Here is a 21,605-nt window from a genome sequence, read left to right as displayed (position 1 = left end):
GTGGACGATGTTGCCCTAAAATAGAACCATGGACTGCAATAGCAGACACACCAACTGTACTCAGGCCCAAACATTCATGTCTACGTTTTCGACGTATCGAGCCACGACGTTTACAGATCGCCACCCCCCCGCTCTCATGATCGGAAGAAGCTGAACCCCATTGATCGTCAATTGTTGTGCCGCACCTACGCGCAGGGAGTGGCCCGAAATTTCGTCCACCTCCCCTGCTGACAACCCTGCCATAGCCGCCAGGCTCTTCAGCACACGACCGACGATGATCGGGTTCATGTGCCTGTCAACGACATGGTTCTGGTATACCGGGCGGAACAGCGGTCCGCTCTCTATCGACGCAGCCTCCAACCACGACTTCAAAGCTTGGAGGGCGCCGTCCGTGAGATGCGCTATACGACCGCTCCCGTTCGGATCGTTCTTGGCGCGTCGGATCAGCAGACTTGCTGTGCCAAAGTGATTTGGCTGGATGTCTTCCACACGCAGCGATACCAGCTCGCTCCGGCGGCATAGAGTGTCAAATCCAACAGCCACAAGCGCGCGGTTGCGCCGCCCTACCAGATCATCGGTGCAGACAGCCAGCAGACGGTCCCTAAGATCACCCGTAACACCCAACGCTTGCGATGGGCGTTGCGGCTTTTGCCTTTGAGCGCGGCGAATGGCTAGATCGACCTCAATATCTCGCGTTGGATCTTTCAGGCGAAGCAGGTGGTGTATCTTTCGGAGACCAGCCAGCTTGCGTTTCAGTGTGGTGGGCTTCAGTCTTTCCATTTCATGGGCAATGAACAAGGCCACCGTATCCGGCTGAGCCGGCAGTGAAACTAGACCCCGTCCCAAGCACCAAGCCTCAAAACTCGCGAAATCGGCGCGATAGCTCAGCATTGTGTATGGTGAGTAGCTGCCGTCCAGTCGGTCCAGCGCCTTGCGCCAGTCTTTAAGATCAGGTTTGTCGCCCAGCAGCCAGCCGGCTGGGCGCCGATGGCGGTTGGCCATCTGCGTACGTTGTTGCATCTGTGCCTCCCGTTAACGTGAGAGACGACCGGCTATGCCGGCTAGCAAAGGGGAATTTGAATCGCGCTGGAAGGCGGCTTTAACGGCGCGCGAAAGCGCATTATGGGTTGAGGCAACCATATCGTGTCCTGGGCTCCAGGAGTGGATGTGGCCAGGTCGCTGCCGCAGTTACAGCTGCGGTGGCGGCCGATCTAGAGGATCGAACGCCCGGACTTGGCAGCCATCGTCGATGGCGTAACATCAACAATATGCGGATTGCGGCTGATTTCAACCGTCTTCGCAGGTGACGGCGAAGGCCCGCGCAGTTTCACCTAATCCCGGCAAATCCCACTTAATCCCGGCTAACGCCATTCCAAAACAAAAGTGCAATAAGGCTTCGACCCTTGCTTGGTAACGCCCGCTTTAGGCTTGCCACTACATTGAAGCAAGTCGGCGAACATCACGTCAACGCCATGAGGACCTGGCTGACCTTGAGCGTCGTGAGGTCTATGTCGGCACGAAAGCTTTGATGGCCGGCTATGACTGCGCCTCGACCAGCCCCCTGCCCTCCAGCAACGCCGTCACATCAGGATCGCGGCCACGGAACAGGCGGAAGGCCTCGGCGAAATCGCGGCTGCCACCTGAGGAGTAGATGTAATCGTAGAGGCGTTTGGCGGTAGCCGGATCGAAGGGGTCTCGGGCCTCCTTGAAGGCACCGAAGCCATCGGCGTCGAGGACTTCGCTCCACAGGTAGCTGTAGTAACCGGCGGCATAGCCGTCGCCAGAGAACAGGTGCAGGAAATGCGTGCTGGCATGGCGCAACGCGATCTCGCGCGGCATGTCGATGCTGGCCAGTACCTCGCGCTCGAAATCGGCCACCGTCCCCTGCATCGGCTGAGAGTGGTAGTCCATGTCGAGGATGGCCGAAGAGACGAATTCGACCGTGGCGAAGCCGCTATTGGCCGTTCGGGCAGCGCGCATCCGGTCGAGCAATGCCTCGGGGACGGGCTCGCCGGTCTCCACATGAGTGAACCGCGCCAGTACCGGCGCCGCTTCTAGCCAATGCTCATAGAGCTGGCTGGGCAGCTCGACGAAGTCGCGCACGACGCTGGTGCCTGAAATGCGCGGATAGGTCACGTTCGAGAGCAGGCCATGCAGTCCGTGCCCCATTTCGTGGAACACGGTGCGCGCCTCGTCGAGCGAGAGCAGCGCCGGCTGGCCCTCGGGCGGCTTGTTGAAGTTGCAGGTGTTGACGATGAACGGGATCTGCTCACCGTCGATCCGGGACTGCTCGCGGAACGAGGTCATCCAGGCGCCCGAGCGTTTGCCGGGACGCGCAAAATAGTCGCCGTAGAACAGCCCGACCACCCTGCCCTCACGCACTGCCTCCCAGACCCGTACGTCGGGGTGATAACCGACAATGTCGGCGCGCGGGTTGAAGGTCAGGCCGAACAGCTGACCGGCGACGAAGAACGTGGCTTCCACCACCCTTTCGAGCTGCAGGTAGGGCTTGAGTTCATTCTCGTCGAAATCGTAGCGCCCGCCGCGCAGCTTCTCGGCATAGTAACGCCAGTCCCACGCTTCCAGCGGCGCCGACTGCCCCTCCGAAAGCGCCAGTTCCTGCAGCGCCGTACGATCGGCCTCAGCCTTCTTGCGCCCGCCGTCCCATACCTGTTCGAGCAGGCCACGCGCGGCGGCTGGCGTTCCGGCCATGGAGTCGGCGAGCTTGTAGGCGGCATAGCTCTCATAGCCGAGCAGCCGGGCCTGTTCGGCGCGGAGCGAGACGATCTCTTCGATGACCTTGGAATTGTCGTTCTTGTTGCCGTTGGCCCCGCGCTGCACGAAGGCGCGCCAGACCTTTTCGCGCACGGCACGATCCCTGGCAAAATGCAGGACGGGCTCGACGCTGGAGCGTGACGGGGTCACGGCGAAGGGCGAATTGAGCTTGCGATCGCGCGCGGTTTCCGCAGCCGCAGAGCGCGCAAAGTCCGGCAGGCCGGCCATTTCGGCCTCGGACAGCGCAAAGACGGTCTCCTGTTCGTCGGCCAACACGTTCTGCCCGAACTGCGTGCCCAGCGCCGCCAGGCGCTCGACTATGGCGCCGAAGCGCTCGCGCTCGGCGTCGGTCAGGCGGGCACCCGAGCGGACGAAATCGAGGTGGTAACGCTCCAGCACCCGCAGGGCTTCTGGATCGAGACCAAGCGACTGACGCTGCTGATAGAGCGCATCGATGCGGGCGAAGAGTTTTGGATCGAGGAAGATGCTGTTCCAGTGGCGCGCCACCAGCAGCACCACGTCGCGCTCGACGGCCTGCAATTGTTCATCAGTCACGGCTGATGAGAGCTGTCCGAAAACGGCGTCAACGCGCCGCAACGGTTTGCCGGATCGTTCCAGCGCCGCAATGGTATTGTCAAAGCTCGGCGCGGCCGGATTGTCGCCAATGGCCGCGATCTCCCGCTTGTGCTGTTCGAGCGCCTCGATATAGGCGGGTTTGAAGTCCGCTGTCTGGATAAGGTCGAATGGCGGCGCCTCATAGGGCGTGGTCCAGGCGGCGAAGAATGGATTGGTCACGAGCGACTCCTTTGGCCGGCAAAGGTGGGGCGGGCCAGCCGTTTAGGCAAGAGTGAGCAGTTGGCGGTATTCGGAAAGGACCGCATCATCTCGCTTGGCTCGTGGCACTGGCAGGGCAATATCGGCGACGATACGGGCCGGACGATTATCGAGCAGAATTGCCCGGTCGGCGAGCCGGGCGGCATCGTCGATTAGATGCGAAACGAACAGCACGGTGGGCCGTGCCTCCGTCACCAGCTGGGTGAAGAGCTGGTGCATCTCCGCAACCAGCGTGCGGTCCAGCGACACGAACGGCTCGTCGAGCAGCAATAACCGCGCATTGACCGCCAGCGCCCGCGCCAGCGCCACGCGCCGCTGCATGCCACCTGACAGTTGGTGGGGATAGTAGCCCCCGACCCCATCAAGACCCACCCGGGCCAGCGCCGCCGAGGCAGCCGCGTCGCTGCAAGCCGGATTGACCGCGCGAATGTTTTCAACAGCCGTCAGCCAGGGCAGCAGCCGCGGATCCTGGAAGACGAAGCCCGGCGTCGGAGCGGCAGCGGCAGACACACCATCAACCTGGATCGAGCCCGAAAAGTTAGGATCGATACCGGCCACCATCCGCAACAGCGTCGATTTACCGATGCCCGACGGCCCGACCAGCGCCACCACGCTTGACGGTGCGATGTCGAGCCGCCACCCCTCGAACAGCGCCGGACCGGCCGCGTCGAAGCGCTTCTCAGCGATATCGATGCTCAGGGCTGGACCGGTCGCCATCGCAATACCCGCCGCTCGAGCGGCCGCAAGATGCCGTATTCGAAAGCCAGGACAACGAGGATGAAGCTCGCCGTATAGGCCAGGATGCCGGCAATGTTGAAAAACTGGAACATGATGCTGACGCGATAGCCGATGCCGCCATCGCTCCCCAGCACCTCGAAGACCAGCACGATCTTCCAGATCAGCGACAGCCCAGTGCGGGCCGCCGTGAGGATGAACGGCGCCAACTGCGGCAGGACGATCAGACGCAATCGCCGCAGCGGCGCCATGCGGAACACTGCGCCGAGCTCGTCGTAATCGGCGGAGAAGCTGCGCACACCCTCCCGGATCGTCGCGACGACCAGCGGCACCTTGTTCACAGTCACCGCCAGGATCAATGCGAACTCCGTCAGCCCCAGCCAGATATAGAGCACGATGGCCACCACAATGGCTGGCAGGTTGAGCCCGACCAACAGCCAGCCCGAGAACAGCCGATCGACCCAGCGGATGCGGCCAAAGGCAATACCCAAAGCTGTACCGATCAGCATGGCCGCGACAAAGGCTGTCCCGGCACGGAACATGGTCTTGCCGAGATCCTCGAACAGTCGGCCAGTCGTGGCGAACTCCCACAGCTGGACGCCGACGACAACAGGCGAGGGAAACAGCCGGTGGACGATAACCATCGATAGGCCCTGCCAGAGCAGTAGCAACAGCGGCAGGGACAGCAGTTCCAGCGCCACAGCCGGCGGCCGCCACGCTTTCACATCCTCACCCGCTTTTTGGGAAACGCCTATTTGCTGTAGCCCTGCCAGAAAGTGCCCTTATCGAGCGTCTGTCCATCGCCGACCAGGTCCGAACCGCCATACTCGACCATCAGCGCGAAGGCCTGCTCGGCGGCCTGTATATTGGTGGGATCATAGCCGGACACGATGCCGGCCCGGTAGTCGTCGCGCAGCTGGATGAACAGTGCCTCGTCATCTGCCGCACCCATCAGCGTCCTGAGGTCGTCCCATAGGGCGTCGTCATGCAGCAACACGTCCTTGGCCTCGAACGAGGCATCGAGGAAAGCCACGACGGCATCATGCTTGGCGGTCGCCGTTTCGTCGGTAAAGGTCCAGCCCAGTAAAGGCGGTTGCTCGGACACGCCCAAGCCCTCCAGCATGCTGGCCACCGACAGCAGCTCGCTGGCGCCCGCCACCTTGGACCGGGCATTCCACTGCCAGAAGTTGAGCGCGGCGTCGGCCCCGCCATTGGCCAGCAATTCGTTGACCAGCGGCGGCGCGCCATAATTTGCGGTCACGTCATCGGCCAGTTTGGCCCCGGTGATGCTGTTGTAATAGGCCTGCAGGATCACCCAGCTCTTGTCGACCGGCCCGCCGGCCACAGCGATGGTCCGGCCCTTGAGGTCTTCAACCGTGGCGATGCCGCTATCGGCACCCACCATCAGCCCACCGACCGCCAGCGAGTGGGGCACCATGGTGGTGGTCCCGCCCTGCTGCCGCTGGATGGTCACCCAGACGAAGTCGGACAGGATGACATCCACCTCGCCCGCCTGCAGGGCAATCTGCCCTGCCCGGCTATCGGCCAGCGGCCTGATGTCCAGCTCCACGCCATGCTTCTCGTCGAGCCCCAGCGCCTTGATGGTCTCGATTTCCCATTGAACCGTGCCCGATTCCTGAACGCCCAGCGTCAGTTGTTCTGCCGATGCGGGAGCGGCAATCACTAGGGTCAGCGCCAACACGGCAAGTTTCGACAATCGGCGCATGACCTCTCCTGTAGCTATTGGCGGGGTGTGCCGCTTCGGCGGCGGCAGGTCAAGCGACGAAGTTTTCGCGACGACCAAGACAGGTATCGTAGAACTCGCCCAGACGCGGATCGAGGCTGGCGGCTGCGGCGCGGCAGCGATCGAACAGGGCCGGGTCCTCACCGCCCGATGTCCAGACCTCCACGAGCGCGGCATGATTGGCGGCGATCGCCCGGAACTGTTCGGACCCCGCCAGCGCCGCGGACCCCACCAGCAGATAGACCGGCTCGGGCTCGCTGATACCCTTGAGCACGATCGATCCGGCCGGCAGAAAGGCAAGTTCCGGCACGGCGGCGTGGGTTTCGGCGGTGACCAGAATGTCGTAGCCGACGAGTTTGCACGCGCCTTCGATACGGCTGGCGACATTCACCGTGTCGCCGATGCACGAGTAATCAAACCGGGCCTCGAACCCCATATTGCCGACCAGCGCCGGCCCAGTGGAAATGCCGATGCCGATGGCGATGGGTTCGGCGCTGGACTGGCGCTCGTTGATCTGGCGCAGGGCGTCGCGCATGTCGAGCGCCGCCTCGCAGGCGTGACGCGGGTGACCCGGCACGTCCACCGGTGCGTTCCAGAACGCCATGATGGCATCACCCATGAATTTATCGATGGTGCCGTGATGGGCAATGATCGCGGCGCCGAGACCGGCAAACATGCGATTGAGGATGGCAACCAGTTCCGCAGGCGACGTGCGCTCGCTCAGGGCCGTGAAATTGCGCACGTCGGAGAACATCACAGTCATCTCGCGCACATCGCCGCCCAGCCTCAGCAGGTTGCCATCGGCTTCGAGCTGGGTCAGCAGCGATGGTTCGACATAGTGGGCGAAGGCCTTTCTTATGCGGCGTTTGTCGGCATCGGTCACCGCAAACTGGAAGAATGCCATGGCGGCATAGGCCACCAGCACGGCAAAGAGCACGTAGCTTGGGTCGAGCAGGACGCCAAACCGGGCAAAGGCGAACCAGCTCGTCGCCACGGCCACGGCCGCGATGGCCGCCGAAAACACCAGACCCACCAGCGGCCCCGTGAGCAGCAGCACCAGGACGACAGCAAGTCCGCTGAGCGTGATGATCAACAGCTCCAGCCCGCCCACCCAGTCAGCGCGATAGAGGAACCTGCCGGTCAGCATCTGTTCGATGGCCTGCAGGTGGATAGACACACCCGGCACGGGTTCGCCCAGCGCGCTGGCGCGGATATCCATCAAGCCAATGGCAGAGGCGCCGATCAGCACGATATGGCCGGATAAAAGCGGCGCCAGCTCGGCATAGCCGTCGGCCAGCAGGGCACGCGCCGGGATGTAGGTCGATGGCGGCAGGTTGCGGTAGTACAGCCACAGGTCGCCGCTGGCACCGGTGGGCACGGTCAGATCGCCGATGCGGATGCCTTCGACGGTCCCTGCCCCGGCGCTGTCGCCCAGGACGACCAGTGTGCCCACGCCCAGCGCAATACGCAGGGCCTCGACGGACAGTGTCGGCAGGGGCGCCGTGCCACTGGACCACAACAACGGTAGCCGCCGCGCCACCCCGGCGCCGCCCTGGTCGAGGCTGGCAACGCCCAGACCTGAAGCCGCGGCAGCCAGCAAGGGCAGAGGTGCCGCGACGCCACCAAGAAGCGGCATGCTGGCCAAGGTATCCTCGCCCGTCATGGCAAAGCCCGACTTGGATGCCGGAGCAGCTTGCCCACCCACGGCCCTGCTCATCACGAGGATGCTCGGACCTGCGGCCAACGCCCGGGCAAACTGAACGTCATAGTCGTCCCCGCCGGCAACAATGCCCGACGGCGACAAACGGTCAGGCTCGGGAAACAGCACGTCGAAGGCGATAGCGGCGGCGCCGAGTTCGGTCAGTCTTGTGGCGATCTCCGCCATGGTCTGGCGCGACCAGGGCCACTGGCCGATCTCGGACAGCGAGGCCTCGTCGATATCGATAATGCGGACGGGCAGGTTCGGCGGCGCCTCGCGCGGCTTGATCTGCTGAAAGGTGTCGAAAGCGACTTCCCGCGCCACCCGGATGGCATAGGGGTCGGCGGCGCGCAGCAGCACGAGCGCAATGACCACCGCCGCGCCGAACAGCAGAGCCGAGAGATGCCGCTTCCACATCTGCTAGTTGATGCGTTCGGCTGGTCCGGTTCGGACGGTTATGGGCGCGCTGGGGCGGCAGCGGACGTCGCGGCGGAAATCGGTTGGTGACATGCCGGCGATCTTGCGGAACGACTTGTTGAATGCACTGAGCGAACCAAAGCCGCTATCCATCGCAACTTGCAGCACATTCACGTCTTCCTGCATCAGCAGGGCCTGGGCATAGCTCAGCCGCATCAGGTTCACATAGTCGTTCAACGTCATCCCCGTGGTCTTCTTGAATACGTTCATCGCGTATTTGGGATGGATGTTGGCCGCATGGGCGATATCGGACGAATCAATGTCCTCACGGAAATTATCGGCGATGAAATCGCAGATGCGGACCACGATCGGCGAAGAGTGATGATCCAGACCTTCGACTGAATTCGCTATGTCCGCCCGGCCGGGCAGCAGCGAATAGGCGTCAAAACGGACGCGCTCGATGCGGAGCAACAGCTCGTCCACGGCCATGCCGGCCTTCATCGGGTCGCCGGAACGGGCATAATCGTTCCATCGCGCAAAATTGAGCGTATCGGAGGCGTCCGTCGCGCGGGTGATCAGCGTGGTGCCCTGCATCAGTTTGGACTGCACGTCCTGGGGCAGACGCAGTCGGAAAAAATGCACCAGCGGCAGATGCCCGCCAGCGTAGATCACGTCGTCGGCCGTGTCGTCCAACTGATGCGGCAGGCCGCCCCAGAACAGCGCGAGATCGCCCGCATTCAGGCGCATCTCATGGCCGCTCATCTTATAGTGGACCCAGCCGCGCACGATATAATTGATCTCCACCTGCGCGTGCCAATGGGGCGTGCGCATGACGGGTGGCGATGCATGAAACATCGACAGCACCGTCGGAAGCCGCTCTACCCCGTTGGCATCGGGCTCGTAATATACCCGTTCAGTCATCTTACTATCCGCCAACTCCACATGCCATTTGGCATGGACGCATTGCACCAGAGGCATAGCTTAGGAAGCGCTCGACATAAGAGCAAATGAAAAGGGAGGACTTACATGATCCGCATTACCTCGCGGTGGCGCAACACGCTTGCCGTAGCGCTCACTGGCATCAGCCTGTTCAGCGTCACTGCCGCCTCGGCAGCCAACATCACCGTTTGGTGCTGGGACCAGAATTTCAACGGCGCAACGATGCAAGAGGCTTTCTCGCGCTACCAGGCCAGCCATCCTGATGACACCATCAAGATTGAAATCTTCGACAAGGCCGCCATGGAACAGAAGCTGCAGGCGCAGCTCGCTTCAGGCGCGACCGATGGCCTTCCTGATATCGTGCTGATCGAGGACTATCGTGCGCAGAAGTATCTGCAGTCGTTCCCGAGCTCCTTCGAGCCGCTGAACAGCCATGTCGATTACTCGACATTCGCGCCCTACAAGGTCGAACTGGCAACGCTCAATGGCCAGACCTATTCCATCCCGTTCGACTCGGGTGTTACCGGCCTGTTCTATCGTGCCGACCTGCTTGAGGCCGCCGGCTTTGGCGCCGCTGACCTTGAAAACATCACCTGGGATCAGCTCATCGAAATCGGCAAGGCGGTCAAGGAAAAGACCGGCGAAACCCTGCTCCCGATCGATCCGACCTCGTCGGACTGGATCCGCATCATGCTGCAGTCCGCTGGCAGCTGGTACTTCGATGCTGACGGCAACGTTACCATCAAGGACAATCCGGTCTTCAAGGCCGCCGTCGAAACCTACCAGCGCCTGATGGCCGCCGGTATCACTACCCCAGTTTCGGGCTGGACCGAATATACCGGTAGCTTCACCTCCGGCAAAACCCTCGCCACGTTCTCGGGCGTTTGGATGACGGCCACGATCAAGGCAAATCCCGACCAGTCCGGCAAGTGGGGCGTCGCTCCGTCGCCGCGTCTTGATGGCGTCGAAGGCGCCAGCCAGGCCTCCAACCTCGGTGGTTCGAGCTGGTATGTGCTGTCCTCTGCTCCGCAGAAGGACCTGGCCATCGACTTCCTGAGCGAAATCTGGGCCAAGGACATCGACTTCTACCAGAAGATCCTGGTCAACCAGGGCGCTCTCGGCACGCTCCTCGCAGCCCGCGATGGCGAAGCGTTCAAGGCCAGTGACGAGTTCTTTGGCGGCCAGCCCGTCTGGCAGAACTTCTCCACCTGGCTGGCCGCGATTCCGGCCGTCAACTACGGCATCTTCACCGAGGAAGCCGATACGGCGACCGTGGCGCAGATTCCGGCCATCACCAGCGGCGGCAATGTCGACGAGATCATCGCCGCCATCGACGCGCAGGTTCGTCAGCAGACTCAGTGAGTTTGGACCATCCCCAAGGCAGCCCCGGCTGCCTTGGCCTCCCGCGATCCCGCGCCTCGTGCGCGGGGTCGTTGGCAATGGCATTGATGAACTGAGAAGCGGGGCGGCAAGTGGCGCAATCAGCACTGGCGCGCGGCGAACGGATCAACGGCTGGCTCTTTGTCATGCCGGCATTGGTTCTGCTGGGCATTTTTATGGTCTACCCGATCCTGTGGTCGCTCTGGATGAGCTTCCAGGTCGGTCGCGGCATGAATTTCAGCTTCGGCGGACTCACCAACATCATGCGTCTGACGCAGGATCCGGTGTTCATCCGCGCACTCACCAACAACTTCCTGTTCCTGGCGATCCAGGTCCCGATCATGCTGGTGCTGGCGCTGTTTTTCGCCAATGCGCTCAATGACAGCAAACTGTGGGGTCGCGGCTTCTTCCGGACAGCGATTTTCCTGCCTTGCGTGACCTCGCTGGTCGCCTATTCAGTCATCTTCAAATCGATCTTCGGGCTGGAGGGCATCGCCAACCAGTCGCTGCTGTTCCTGCATGTGATCGAGAATCCCATCAACTGGCTCTCCGATCCGTTCTGGGCCCGCTTCGTGGTCATCGCGGCCATCACCTGGCGCTGGACCGGCTACAACATGATCTTCTACCTGGCGGCGATGCAGAACATTGACCGCTCCATGTATGAAGCGGCCAGGATCGACGGCGTCCCGGGTTGGGCGCGCTTCTGGTACATCACGGTGCCGCTGCTGAAGCCGGTCATCCTGTTCACCTCAGTCACCTCGACAATCGGCACGCTGCAGCTCTTCGATGAGGTCAACCTCCTCACTATGGGTGGCCCATCGGATTCTACGATGACCCTGTCGCTCTACATCTACAATCTGAGCTTCAGGTTCATGCCAAGCTTCGGCTATGCGGCCACCGTCAGCTACGTCATCGTGGTCCTCGTGGGACTGCTCAGCCTCATTCAGTTCATGGTGGCCAGGGATCGTCGCGCATGACCAATCCAATCGCCCTTCTCGGCCGCGCGGCCACCTACCTGCTGCTTTCCCTGGCAGCCTTCGTCTCGATCTTTCCCTTCTTCTGGATGATCGTCGGCGCCTCCAATACCTCCGCCGATATCATCCGCGGCAAGGGGTCGCCGGGCGTTGCCCTGTGGGACAATATCGTCAAGTTCTTCAACTCGTTCGACATGGTGCGCGTGCTGTTCAACTCGTTCCTGTTGGCCGGGCTCGGCACGGCGCTGACGCTGCTGGTGACATCGATGGCCGGCTACGGCTTCGAGATGTTCCGCTCCCGCTTCCGCGAAAAGGTCTTCGGCGGCCTGCTGCTGATGCTGTCCATCCCGTTCGCGGCGCTGATGATCCCGCTCTTCGTGCTGATGGCACAATTCAAGATCATCAACACCTACCAGGCCGTGCTGTTGCCCAGCATCGCCTCGATCTTCATCATCTTCTACTTCCGCCAGGCCACCAAGGCGTTTCCCAGCGAGCTGCGCGATGCCGCCCGCATCGACGGGCTCAAGGAATGGCAGATTTTCCTCTTCGTCTACATTCCGGTGATGCGGTCCACCTATGCGGCCGCGACCATCATCGTGTTCATGGCACAGTGGAACAATTACCTCTGGCCGTTGATCGTGCTGCAGACCAACGAGATGAAAACCCTCACTCTCGTGGTGGCAACGCTCACCTCTGGCTACACGCCGGACTGGGGTGTCATCATGTTCGGGGCGATCTGCGCCACCTTCCCCACACTCGTCATTTTCTTCTTGCTCCAGCGCCGCTTCGTTGAAGGCATGCTGGGCGCGGTCAAATAAGGTGCATTCAGCATGAGCGACCTCAAGCTTACAGCCGTGCGCAAGTCCTACGGCAATGTCGAAGTGATCAAGGGCGTAGACCTCGCCATCAAGGCGAAGGAGTTCGTGGTTTTCGTCGGCCCCTCGGGCTGCGGCAAGTCGACCCTGCTGCGCATGATCGCGGGCCTCGAGCAGATTACCGGCGGCGACCTCGAGATCGGCGGTCAGCGCATGAACGATGTCGATCCGTCCAAGCGCGGCATCGCCATGGTGTTCCAGACCTATGCGCTCTATCCGCATATGACGGTGCGCGAGAATATGGGCTTTGCCCTGCGCTTTGCCGGCGTTGCCAAGGACCAGATCGCCAAGCAGGTCGATGTGGCCGCCGGTATCCTGGCGCTCGGGCCCCTGCTCGATCGTTATCCCAAGCAGTTGTCGGGCGGCCAACGCCAGCGCGTTGCCATCGGTCGGGCCATCGTGCGCAACCCGCAGGTGTTCCTGTTCGACGAACCGCTGTCGAACCTTGACGCCGAACTGCGCGTGCATATGCGCATCGAAATTGCGCGCCTGCACAAGGAGCTGCAGACCACCATCATCTACGTGACGCATGACCAGGTCGAAGCCATGACCCTGGCCGACACCATCGTGGTCATGCGCGATGGCATCATCGAACAGGTAGGCCGTCCGCTCGATCTCTACGATGATCCGGCGAACCAGTTTGTCGCCGGCTTCATCGGCTCGCCGCAAATGAACTTCCTCCAGGCGACCGTCGTGGAGACGACGGCTGGCGGGGTCACAATCGAACTGACCAACCATGGCAAGGCCCGGATAACCCTGCCCGTTGCCGGTGGCGCAGTTGGCGATCGCGTGACACTGGGCGTCCGCGCCGAGCACTTTGGCGAGGCGGGTACCGGCGGCACCGACATCGCGCTCAGCATCGACGTGGCCGAACATCTGGGGTCCACCAGCTACCTTTATGCCAATGGCGGTGGCGAGTCGCTGGTTGTCGAGCGCGAAGAGTTGCGTCACGAGATCGGCAAGGAAAACATCACCGTTTCGATCAGCCCCAAGCAAGCCTATCTCTTCGACAGCAAGGGCCAGCGCCTACGTTGAGCTGCCTCAACAACCTACGGAGTCATTCCCGTGAATGCGGGAACCTCCGTTACCCGGCAAAAGAGGTTCCCGCTTCGCGGGAATGACCCGGGTGGAAACACGATTTTTTCAAGAAGGACCACTTTCATGACTTCCAAAATCCGCTGGGGCATTATCGGGCCAGGCAGCATCGCCAAGGCCTTCCGGGACGGCGTTGCCGGTTCCCAGCATGGCGTGCTTGAAGCCATCGCGACACGCGATCCGAGCAAGCCGAACCTGGCCACCGATTTCCCGGGCATCCGTGTCGTCAAGGGCTATGAGGCCCTGCTGGCCGACCCGAATGTCGATGCGGTCTATATCGCCGTGCCGCATACCGGCCACGCCGAATGGGCCATCAAGGCGGCCGAGGCCGGCAAGCATGTGCTGGTCGAAAAGCCGCTGGCGCTGTCGGCCTTTGAAGCGGATGCCGTGTTCCACGCGCACCGCAAGGCCGGCACGTTTGCCGGCGAGGCCTTCATGTACCGCCTGCATCCGCAGACGGCAAAGATCATCGAGCTGGTCAAGTCCGGCACCATTGGCGAAGTGCGGATGATCCAGTCCAGCTTCGGCTTCAACATGGGCAAGTTCCAGGCACAGCATCGCCTGTTCGCCTCGCAGTTGGCGGGCGGCGGCATCATGGACGTGGGTTGCTACCCGGTCTCGATGGCCCGCCTGATCGCCGGCGCCGTAGCGGGCAAGGGCTTCGCCGACCCCATCAAGGTTTCGGGCACCGCCCAGCTCAACGCCGAAGGCACCGACGACTGGGCCGCGGCCACGCTGACCTTTGGTAACGGCATCGTCGCGCAGGTGTCCTGCGCGGTGATGGCTAACCTCGACAACGTGCTGCGCATCCACGGCTCCGAAGGCCGCATCGAAGTGCCGGACTTCTGGTTTGCCGGCGGCAATCGCGACCAAGGCCTGGGCAAGATCGACGTCATCAAGGGCGGCACGACCGAGACGATCAGCGTCAACGAATCGGCTCATGTCTATTCGTTCGAGGCGGAAGCCGCGTCGCTGGCCATCATCGAGAAGCGCGAGGAGTTCTCGGCACCCGGCATGAGCTGGGCTGATACGCTGGGCAACCTGCGCGTGCTCGACGCCTGGCGCAAGGATGCCGGCATCGAATTCTCGGTCGAGAAGTCCAACGCCCGCGTCAACACGCTCGACAACCGCAAGCTCGGCCCCAATACCGGCGTCATTCCCAAGCGCTCGATCCCGGGCCTCGGCAAGCAGGCCTCGGCCGTTGCCCTCGGCTTTGAAGATTTCCGCACATTCTCCTCGGGCGCGATCCTGCTGGACGCCTTCTGGGAGCGTGGCGGCAATATCTTTGACACCGCCTTCATTTATTCGGGTGGTTACACAGAAAAGCTGTTCGGTGAATGGCACAAGAGCCGGGGCACCCGCGAAGGCGCTGTGCTGATCGGCAAGGGCGCGCATAGCCCGCTGGTCTATCCCGATGTCATCGGCAAGCAGCTGACCCAGTCGCTGGATCGCCTGCAAACCGACTATGTCGACGTCTACTTCATGCACCGCGACAATACCGAGGTGCCGGTTGGCGAGTTCGTCGATGCCATGGATGCCGAGGTGAAGAAGGGCCGCATTCGCGGGCCGTTCGGCGGTTCGAACTGGACCAAGGAGCGCTTCGATGAGGCCGTGGCCTATGCCGAACGATCAGGCAAGACCAAGCCGCAGGCTTTGTCCAACAACTTCGCTCTGTCGGAAATGCTGGTGCCGATCTGGGATGGCTGCGTCACCTCCTCCACCGACGAGTGGAAGAAGTGGCTCATCGACAAGCAGGTCACCAACTTCTCCTGGTCGAGCCAGGGCCGTGGCTTCTTCACCGACCGTGCCGGCCGCGACAAGCTCGACAACGAAGAGCTGATCCGCTGCTGGTACAACGACAAGAACTTCGCCCGGCGCGACCGCGCGATCGAACTGGCGCAGAAGCTCGGCCAAAACCCGATCCACATCGCGCTGGCTTTCGTGCTGGAACAGAAGTTCCCGTCCATCCCGCTGATCGGGCCACGCACGCTCGGCGAGCTCGACGACAGCCTCAAGACCTTCGGCTTCAAGCTCACGCCGGAGCAGGTTGCCTGGCTCGACAACGGCTAGTTGTAGCTGGCGCAAGCGGCCCACCCCTCCCAACCTCGGGGAGGTTCCGCCTCGTGATTGTGACGAGATGTTGCCAAACGAGTGGAGAGAAACCTCCCCCTTGTTGGGGGAGGTAGGAGGGGGTGGGGCAGCACACGCGAACCTGCCAACTTGTCCATTTTATCCCCGCCACGTGCACCCTGCCCCATACTCCATCCATCCCCGCCAACACGCGGCCCCGACGCAGGGTCGGGCGGGGAGGCCGTGGGATGGGGGCGCTCGTCCAGTGGGGGGAAATACGGCAGCCGGGCCTGCAATACTGGTACCGCCTGAACCATACCCTGCAGAAAAGCGGATCGTGATAGGCGGCCCTTGGTCCGTTCTATGTCGACAGTTCTTGGTCCAAAGGCCGCCTATCATCCGTGTATCCGCAAGCCTCAGGGCGAGGCGGCAATTCTGCTCGCCCGCAGCCAGAAATCGAACAGCGTTTCTCCACCGTTCGCAAACGACGCACAGTTACACCATTGTGCTTACTTGCCCGCTCACACGCCCTCCCTTATGTTCATCGTCGCGGGACGATAGTTCTGCATAGTTCTCAGGGCGGGGTGCGATTCCCCACCGGCGGTAAAGGCAGCGATGCTCAAGCCCGCGAGCGCCTTCGGACTTCGGTCCTTGGGGTCAGCAGATCCGGTGTGATTCCGGGGCCGACGGTATAGTCCGGATGAAAGAGAACGGGACCAGCGCTGGCTTTGCCGGCGCCTGCACACGTTTGCGGGCGCTCGCGGGACACGTGACTTCCGTAACCCTGAGGAAACTGGTTACGGAAAGGACTTACTATGAACCAGGTTTCCTCTACCCCACGCAACGGTGCCGCAACGGGCGCCATCTTCATGATCGCGGCAAGCCTCGCCTTTGCCGGAAGTAATCTGCTGCAATCGGCGCTGCCGACGCCGGTGGAATATGGTGGCTACGGCATGAGTTCGACCGGCATGGCCTTCTGGCAATATGTCATCGCCTCGATCCTGGCCCTGCCGCTGATCATGCGTATCGGCCTCGGCAACCTGCGGACCACCCATCCGCTGGCGCACGAAATCCGTGCCTTCGTCTCGGCGCTGGGCGTGCATGTCTTCGTCTATGGCTTCGCCACGGGCGTGCCGATCTGGCAGATGGTGACCCTGCTGGCCACCGGCCCGCTCTTCATCATCCTGGGCTCCACCCTGTTCCTGGGCGAACGTGCCTCTGCGGTTCGTATCGGCGCCGCGCTGGTCGGCTTTGTCGGCGCCATCATCGTGTCGGGCGTGGGCGGGGCGGAAACCCTGAACGCGGCGGCCCTCATCCCGATCCTGGCCGCAGCGCTGTGGGCCACGACCGACGTGTTGACCAAGTATCTCAGCAAGCAGGGCGAGAGCCCTGAAACGCTGACCATCTCCTTGCTTGTCCTGGTGACTCCGAACCACCTGCTGATCCTGCTGGCCGTCTGGGCGCTCGGTGGGCTGACTCCCGGCCTGCTGCCGGCGGGCCTGACCGACAACGTCTTCGCCCTGCCGGGCGGCACCGCTCTCGGGCTGCTGGTCCTGCTCGGCGCCCTGACGGCTGCCGCACAGTACCTGCTCGCCATCGCCTACAAGGCGGCCGATGCGACCTATCTGCAGCCCTTCGGCGATCTCAAAGTGCCGCTGAGCGGATTGCTCGGCTGGGTCATCCTCAGCCAGGTTCCGGGAAACCTGTTCTGGCCCGGTGCCGCCCTCATCCTGGCCGCCTCGATCGTCATCTACTGGGTGGAATCCCAGCAGAAGCAGCAGACGTTGAGCGCGGCTTAACCGCCCATACTGGGTGGCGGACTAAACCGCCACCCAACGCTGTTCGCGATGGCTCTGCGCCATCGCGTGCACCGCCTTCTCGATCCCGAGGCCGGTATCGAAGTCGATCACACGGGCCGTCTCGCCGCCGATCGCCTTGAGCAATTCGTGACATTCGATGATCTTGAGATCGTTGAAGCCCAGCCCGTGCCCCGGCGCCGGAATGAAGCGGTCGTAGGGCGCATGCTGCGGCGCTGCCAGGATGGTGCGGAAGCCCAGCTCGGTCGGCTTGTCTGACGTCACATAGAGCTGCAGTTCGTTGAACCGCTCCTGATCGAAGACAATGGTGCCCTTGCTGCCGAATATCTGCAGCGCGATGCGCCCCTTCCGGCCCCATGCCGACCGATCGAGCGCCATGACGCCACTTATCCCCTCGCCCAACTCAAGGAGTACACTGGCGATATCGAAGGTTTCGACTGCGCGTCGCGTCCCTTCTTTGGTCGGACGGTCGGCGTAGGGCTTGCTGAGATGGGCGAAAACCTTGGTTACGGGCCCGAACAACACCTGCAGCAGGCTCAGAGGATGCACGCCGAAATCGTCGAGTGCGCCATAGCCCGAGCTGGCTTCGCTCTTCCAGTAGAACAGCGCATCCGGATCGGCCATGAAGTCCTCGTCCATTTCGAGGCGGACATGGTTCACCGTACCGATGGTACCATCGGCCAGGATCGCGCCGATCTGCCGGATCAGCGGGTTCTGGATGTAGTTGTAGCCCAGCACCGCCACCCTGCCCGACGCCTTGGCGGCGGCGGCCATACGCTCGGCATCGGCCAAGGCGACAGCCATCGGCTTTTCGCACCAGACATGCTTGCCCGCCTCCAGCGCCGCAATCGCCATCTCGGCATGGAAGGCATTGGGCGTCGTTACTGACACCACTTCCACCTCCGGATCGGCGATCAACTCCTGCCAATTCCCTGTCGCCTTCGCAAAGCCGAACTCGTCGGCCTTCTTGCGCGCGATATCGCCGTTCACCTCGGCGAGGTGCACAAGCCTGGGCTTCGGACCATCGCCGAACACCGCCTTCACGCCGTTCCAGGCCAGCGCGTGGCATTTGCCCATGTAGCCGGTACCAATAAGGCCGATGCCGATTGATGATTTCATTCCGTCCTCCACACTTGGTGAAATGGATAATCCATTTGTTCCATTTCCGGAATAGGCTTTCTAACGGGACTTGATTGCTGTCGCAGATTGAGGATTATGGTCGCCAAAGCGAGATCGAGCCCATGTCCGAGACGTCCGAAAAAGTGCCGCCGCCGCAGGACTTCGATGCCCTGCGCGCCGCTATCCTGGAGCGGAAAGGCGAATTGCCCAAGCGGCTGACGCAGGTGGCAGCCTATGCGCTCGACAATCCCGACGAGATCGCCTTCGGCACTGCGGCCAGTATCGCCATATCGGCCAATGTGCAGCCATCGACCCTTGTCCGTTTTGCCCAGCATTTCGGCTTTGACGGGTTTTCCGGGCTGCAATTGCTGTTCCGCGCTCGCCTGCGCGAACGGACATCGTCATATGAAGATCGCCTGCGGACCCTCGAAGCCAATGGCGCGGCTTTGGCCGAAAGCACGACGATCTTCAACGGCTTCATCGCGGCGGCGCATCGTTCCATCGATGCCATTGCGGCGGCAGTGGACCCTGACGGCTTCGAGCGGGCGGTGACGCTGCTGGCCAATGCCGAGACCATCTACCTCATCGCCAAGCGCCGCTCCTACCCGATCAGCAGCTACATGGCCTATGCGTTCGGCAAATTGCGAGTGAAGTGCCAATTGGTGGGCACCTCGGCCGGCATCGACGATGATATGTTGGCAATGGCGACCCCCAAGGACGCTGCCTTTGCCATCAGCTTCTCGCCTTATGCCTCCGAGAGTGCCGCCCAGGCCCGCTCGATGGCGACGCGCGGCATTCCGGTCGTGTCGCTGACCGATTCGGCATTTTCGCCATTGGCTGAGTGTTCCAAAGAATGGTTCGAGGTGGTGGAGGCCGATCACGCCGGCTTCCGATCACTTTCGGCCAGTATGGCCTTTGCCATGGCACTGACGGTCAGCATCGCGGAAAAGCGCCGCCGCCGCTGAGATTTCACAATTGGAACGAACATTCCATATTGACGAATTGCCGGAACCCATGTTTCATATCGCCAACCAGCATGCTGGATGACTTGATATCGGCCGAGGGCCGCATGGGAGGATCGCCGTGAGCAATGCGCACCCCGATGACGGGACGAAGGTTCTCGACGTTATCACCATCGGTCGCGCCTCGGTCGACCTCTATGGCCAGCAGATCGGTACAAAGCTCGAAGACATCGGCAGTTTCGCCAAATCGGTCGGCGGCTGCCCCACCAATATCTCGGTCGGCACGTCGCGGCTTGGCCTCAAATCGGCACTGATCACCCGCGTCGGCAATGAGCAGATGGGTCGGTTCATCCGCGAGCAACTCGATCGCGAAGGCGTGGAAACGCGTGGCATCGCCACCGATCCGGATCGCCTAACCGCCCTCGTTTTGCTCTCGGTGGAAGCCGAGGGCGTGTCGCCGATGATCTTCTACCGCACCGATTGCGCGGATATGGCGCTCGACGAGAGCAATATCGACGAGGCACTGATCGCCTCGTCCCGCTCCATCGTCGTCACCGGCACGCATTTCTCGCGGCCAAATAGCGAAGCGGCACAGAAGAAGGCCATCCGCCTGGCCAAAGCCAATGGCGCCAAGGTGGCGTTCGACATCGACTACCGCCCAAATCTCTGGGGATTGGCAGGCCACGAGGCCGGCTTCTCCCGCTATGTTGCGTCCGATGTCGTCTCGCAGAAATACAAGTCCATCCTGCCCGATTGCGATCTCATCGTCGGCACCGAGGAGGAAGTGCTCATCGCTTCCGGCGAGTCCGACCTGCTCTCCGCGCTCAGGACGATCCGCTCCCTATCCTCCGGCACGATCGTCCTGAAGCGCGGCCCCATGGGCTGCATCGTTTACGACGGCGCGATCCCCGATGATCTCGAACACGGCATCGTCGGCAAGGGTTTCCCGATCGAGGTCTACAACGTGCTGGGCGCGGGTGACGCCTTTATGAGCGGCTGGCTGCGGGGCTGGCTCAAGGGCGAACCCCATGCGACCAGCGCCACCTGGGCCAATGCCTGCGGTGCCTTCGCGGTGTCCCGGCTGCTCTGTGCCCCCGAATATCCGAGCTGGGAGGAGCTCAACTACTTCCTCGCCAATGGCAGCTCCGAACGGGCGCTGCGCAAGGATGCGGAGCTCAACCACATCCATTGGGCCACCAATCGTCGTCGCGATATCCCAAGTCTCAAGGCGCTGGCCATCGACCACCGCAGCCAGCTCGAAGACCTCGCCAACGGCGATGCCAAGCTGCTCGCACGTATTCCGGCCTTCAAGACGCTGGCCGTCAAAGCCGCTGTCCGTGTCGCCAATGGCCGCCCCGGCTTCGGCATGCTGCTCGACGACAAGTATGGCCGCGATGCGCTGTTTGAAGCAGGCGCAGAGAACGATTTCTGGATCGGCAAGCCGATCGAATTGCCAGGCTCGCGCCCATTGCAGTTCGAATTCAGCCAGGACCTCGGCTCACGCCTGATCGATTGGCCGGTGGATCACTGCATCAAGGTACTGTGCTTCTACCACCCCGACGATGCCGCCGACCTCAAGCAGGTGCAGATCGAAAAGCTTCGATCTGCCTACGAGGCGGCGCGCAAGGTGGGCCGCGATCTGCTGATCGAAATCATCGCCAGCAAGCATGGCGCACTGGGTGACGACACCATCGCGCAGGCTTTGCGCGAGGTCTATGACGCCGGTATCAAGCCCGACTGGTGGAAGCTCGAGCCGCAGGCCAATCGGGCGGCCTGGGCCGCCATCGACCAGGTTATCGAAGAGCGTGATCCCTATTGCCGCGGTGTCGTACTGCTGGGGCTGGAAGCGCCGCATGACGTGCTGGAAGCAGGCTTCGCCGCAGCCCGCAGCTCGCGGACAGTCAAGGGCTTTGCCGTGGGCCGGACGATCTTTGCCGAGTCGGCGAAGGGCTGGCTGGCGGGTACGATCAGCGACGAGGATGCGGTAGCCGAAATGGCACGCAAGTTCGGGGCGCTGGTGGACGTCTGGGACCGGCTGGGGGAAAGTCAGGCGGCTTAGTCGCCAGCGCCTCGCAGTCGTCTCCCTCCCCCTTGTGGGGAGGGATCAAGGGTGGGGGTGGCCACACGAACCGAGTGTGCGGAACCATACCCCCACCCTGCTCGATTTCAA

General features: G+C 62.3%; 16 protein-coding genes and 1 riboswitch. Of the genes, 8 read left to right on the top strand and 8 right to left on the bottom strand.

Going from position 1 to position 21,605, the window contains the following annotated elements; translation table 11 throughout:
* Nucleotides 1-60: 60 nt before the first annotated feature.
* The 7 genes from IM737_RS00685 to IM737_RS00655 form a co-directional block, all read right to left on the bottom strand.
* Nucleotides 61-1,020 carry a site-specific integrase gene (locus tag IM737_RS00685; RefSeq protein ID WP_236897555.1) on the bottom strand — a complete coding sequence of 320 codons (960 nt, stop codon included), beginning with the start codon at nt 1,018-1,020 and terminating at the stop codon, nt 61-63.
* A 516-nt stretch (nt 1,021-1,536) separates the two neighbouring features.
* On the bottom strand, nt 1,537-3,570 hold the full coding sequence (locus IM737_RS00680) for a M3 family metallopeptidase (protein WP_236897554.1): 2,034 nt from the start codon (nt 3,568-3,570) through the stop codon (nt 1,537-1,539).
* Nucleotides 3,571-3,612: 42 nt separating this feature from the next.
* Entirely contained in the window at nt 3,613-4,326 is a 714-nt protein-coding gene (locus tag IM737_RS00675) for an ABC transporter ATP-binding protein (protein WP_236897553.1), read from the bottom strand.
* Nucleotides 4,305-5,069, bottom strand: coding sequence for an ABC transporter permease (locus IM737_RS00670; RefSeq protein WP_236897552.1), 765 nt, complete (start codon nt 5,067-5,069; stop codon nt 4,305-4,307). The genes IM737_RS00675 and IM737_RS00670 overlap by 22 nt, the downstream gene beginning before the upstream one ends.
* Nucleotides 5,070-5,095: 26 nt before the next feature.
* Nucleotides 5,096-6,070, bottom strand: coding sequence for an ABC transporter substrate-binding protein (locus IM737_RS00665; RefSeq protein ID WP_236897551.1), 975 nt, complete (start codon nt 6,068-6,070; stop codon nt 5,096-5,098).
* Between the two features lie 49 nt (nt 6,071-6,119).
* Nucleotides 6,120-8,204 (bottom strand): CHASE2 domain-containing protein, encoded by a 2,085-nt coding sequence (locus tag IM737_RS00660; protein ID WP_236897550.1) that lies wholly within the window; start codon nt 8,202-8,204, stop codon nt 6,120-6,122.
* A 3-nt stretch (nt 8,205-8,207) separates the two neighbouring features.
* Complete coding sequence (locus tag IM737_RS00655) at nt 8,208-9,146, bottom strand: helix-turn-helix domain-containing protein (RefSeq protein WP_236899825.1); 939 nt, start codon at nt 9,144-9,146, stop codon at nt 8,208-8,210.
* 84 nt (nt 9,147-9,230) lie between these two features.
* Between IM737_RS00655 and IM737_RS00650 the strand changes: the two genes are divergently transcribed.
* The 6 genes from IM737_RS00650 (at nt 9,231) to IM737_RS00625 (ending at nt 17,336) form a co-directional block, all read left to right on the top strand.
* Nucleotides 9,231-10,505 (top strand): ABC transporter substrate-binding protein, encoded by a 1,275-nt coding sequence (locus IM737_RS00650; RefSeq protein WP_236897549.1) that lies wholly within the window; start codon nt 9,231-9,233, stop codon nt 10,503-10,505.
* Nucleotides 10,506-10,669: 164 nt separating this feature from the next.
* Nucleotides 10,670-11,500, top strand: a complete 831-nt coding sequence (locus IM737_RS00645; protein WP_236899824.1) for a carbohydrate ABC transporter permease — start codon at nt 10,670-10,672, stop codon at nt 11,498-11,500.
* Nucleotides 11,497-12,315, top strand: coding sequence for a carbohydrate ABC transporter permease (locus tag IM737_RS00640; protein WP_236897548.1), 819 nt, complete (start codon nt 11,497-11,499; stop codon nt 12,313-12,315). The genes IM737_RS00645 and IM737_RS00640 overlap by 4 nt, the downstream gene beginning before the upstream one ends.
* A 12-nt stretch (nt 12,316-12,327) precedes the next feature.
* Nucleotides 12,328-13,407: an ABC transporter ATP-binding protein gene (locus tag IM737_RS00635; protein ID WP_236897547.1), complete on the top strand. Its 1,080-nt coding sequence runs from the start codon at nt 12,328-12,330 to the stop codon at nt 13,405-13,407.
* Nucleotides 13,408-13,533: 126 nt separating this feature from the next.
* A complete protein-coding gene (locus IM737_RS00630; protein WP_236897546.1) occupies nt 13,534-15,537 on the top strand; it encodes an aldo/keto reductase in 2,004 nt (667 codons plus the stop codon).
* A 566-nt stretch (nt 15,538-16,103) separates the two neighbouring features.
* A riboswitch (FMN riboswitch) is annotated at nt 16,104-16,253 on the top strand.
* A gap of 99 nt (nt 16,254-16,352) precedes the next feature.
* The gene (locus tag IM737_RS00625; RefSeq protein WP_236897545.1) at nt 16,353-17,336 is read left to right on the top strand and encodes a DMT family transporter; all 984 of its coding nucleotides are present in this window, start codon (nt 16,353-16,355) and stop codon (nt 17,334-17,336) included.
* A 21-nt stretch (nt 17,337-17,357) separates the two neighbouring features.
* Here the strand turns inward: IM737_RS00625 and IM737_RS00620 are convergent, their stop codons facing one another.
* Nucleotides 17,358-18,473 carry a Gfo/Idh/MocA family protein gene (locus IM737_RS00620; protein WP_236897544.1) on the bottom strand — a complete coding sequence of 372 codons (1,116 nt, stop codon included), beginning with the start codon at nt 18,471-18,473 and terminating at the stop codon, nt 17,358-17,360.
* A gap of 122 nt (nt 18,474-18,595) precedes the next feature.
* On the opposite strand from IM737_RS00620, the gene IM737_RS00615 reads away from it, so the two are divergent.
* Complete coding sequence (locus IM737_RS00615; protein ID WP_236897543.1) at nt 18,596-19,438, top strand: MurR/RpiR family transcriptional regulator; 843 nt, start codon at nt 18,596-18,598, stop codon at nt 19,436-19,438.
* A gap of 118 nt (nt 19,439-19,556) precedes the next feature.
* Nucleotides 19,557-21,494, top strand: coding sequence for a bifunctional 5-dehydro-2-deoxygluconokinase/5-dehydro-2-deoxyphosphogluconate aldolase (locus IM737_RS00610; RefSeq protein ID WP_236897542.1), 1,938 nt, complete (start codon nt 19,557-19,559; stop codon nt 21,492-21,494).
* The last annotated feature ends 111 nt before the right edge of the window (nt 21,495-21,605 follow it).

It is taken from the genome of Devosia sp. SL43 (assembly GCF_021729885.1).
Classification (GTDB): Bacteria; Pseudomonadota; Alphaproteobacteria; order Rhizobiales; family Devosiaceae; genus Devosia.
The sequence above is the reverse complement of the archived record's forward strand: the minus strand, read 5'-3'. Positions and strand labels throughout refer to the sequence as shown.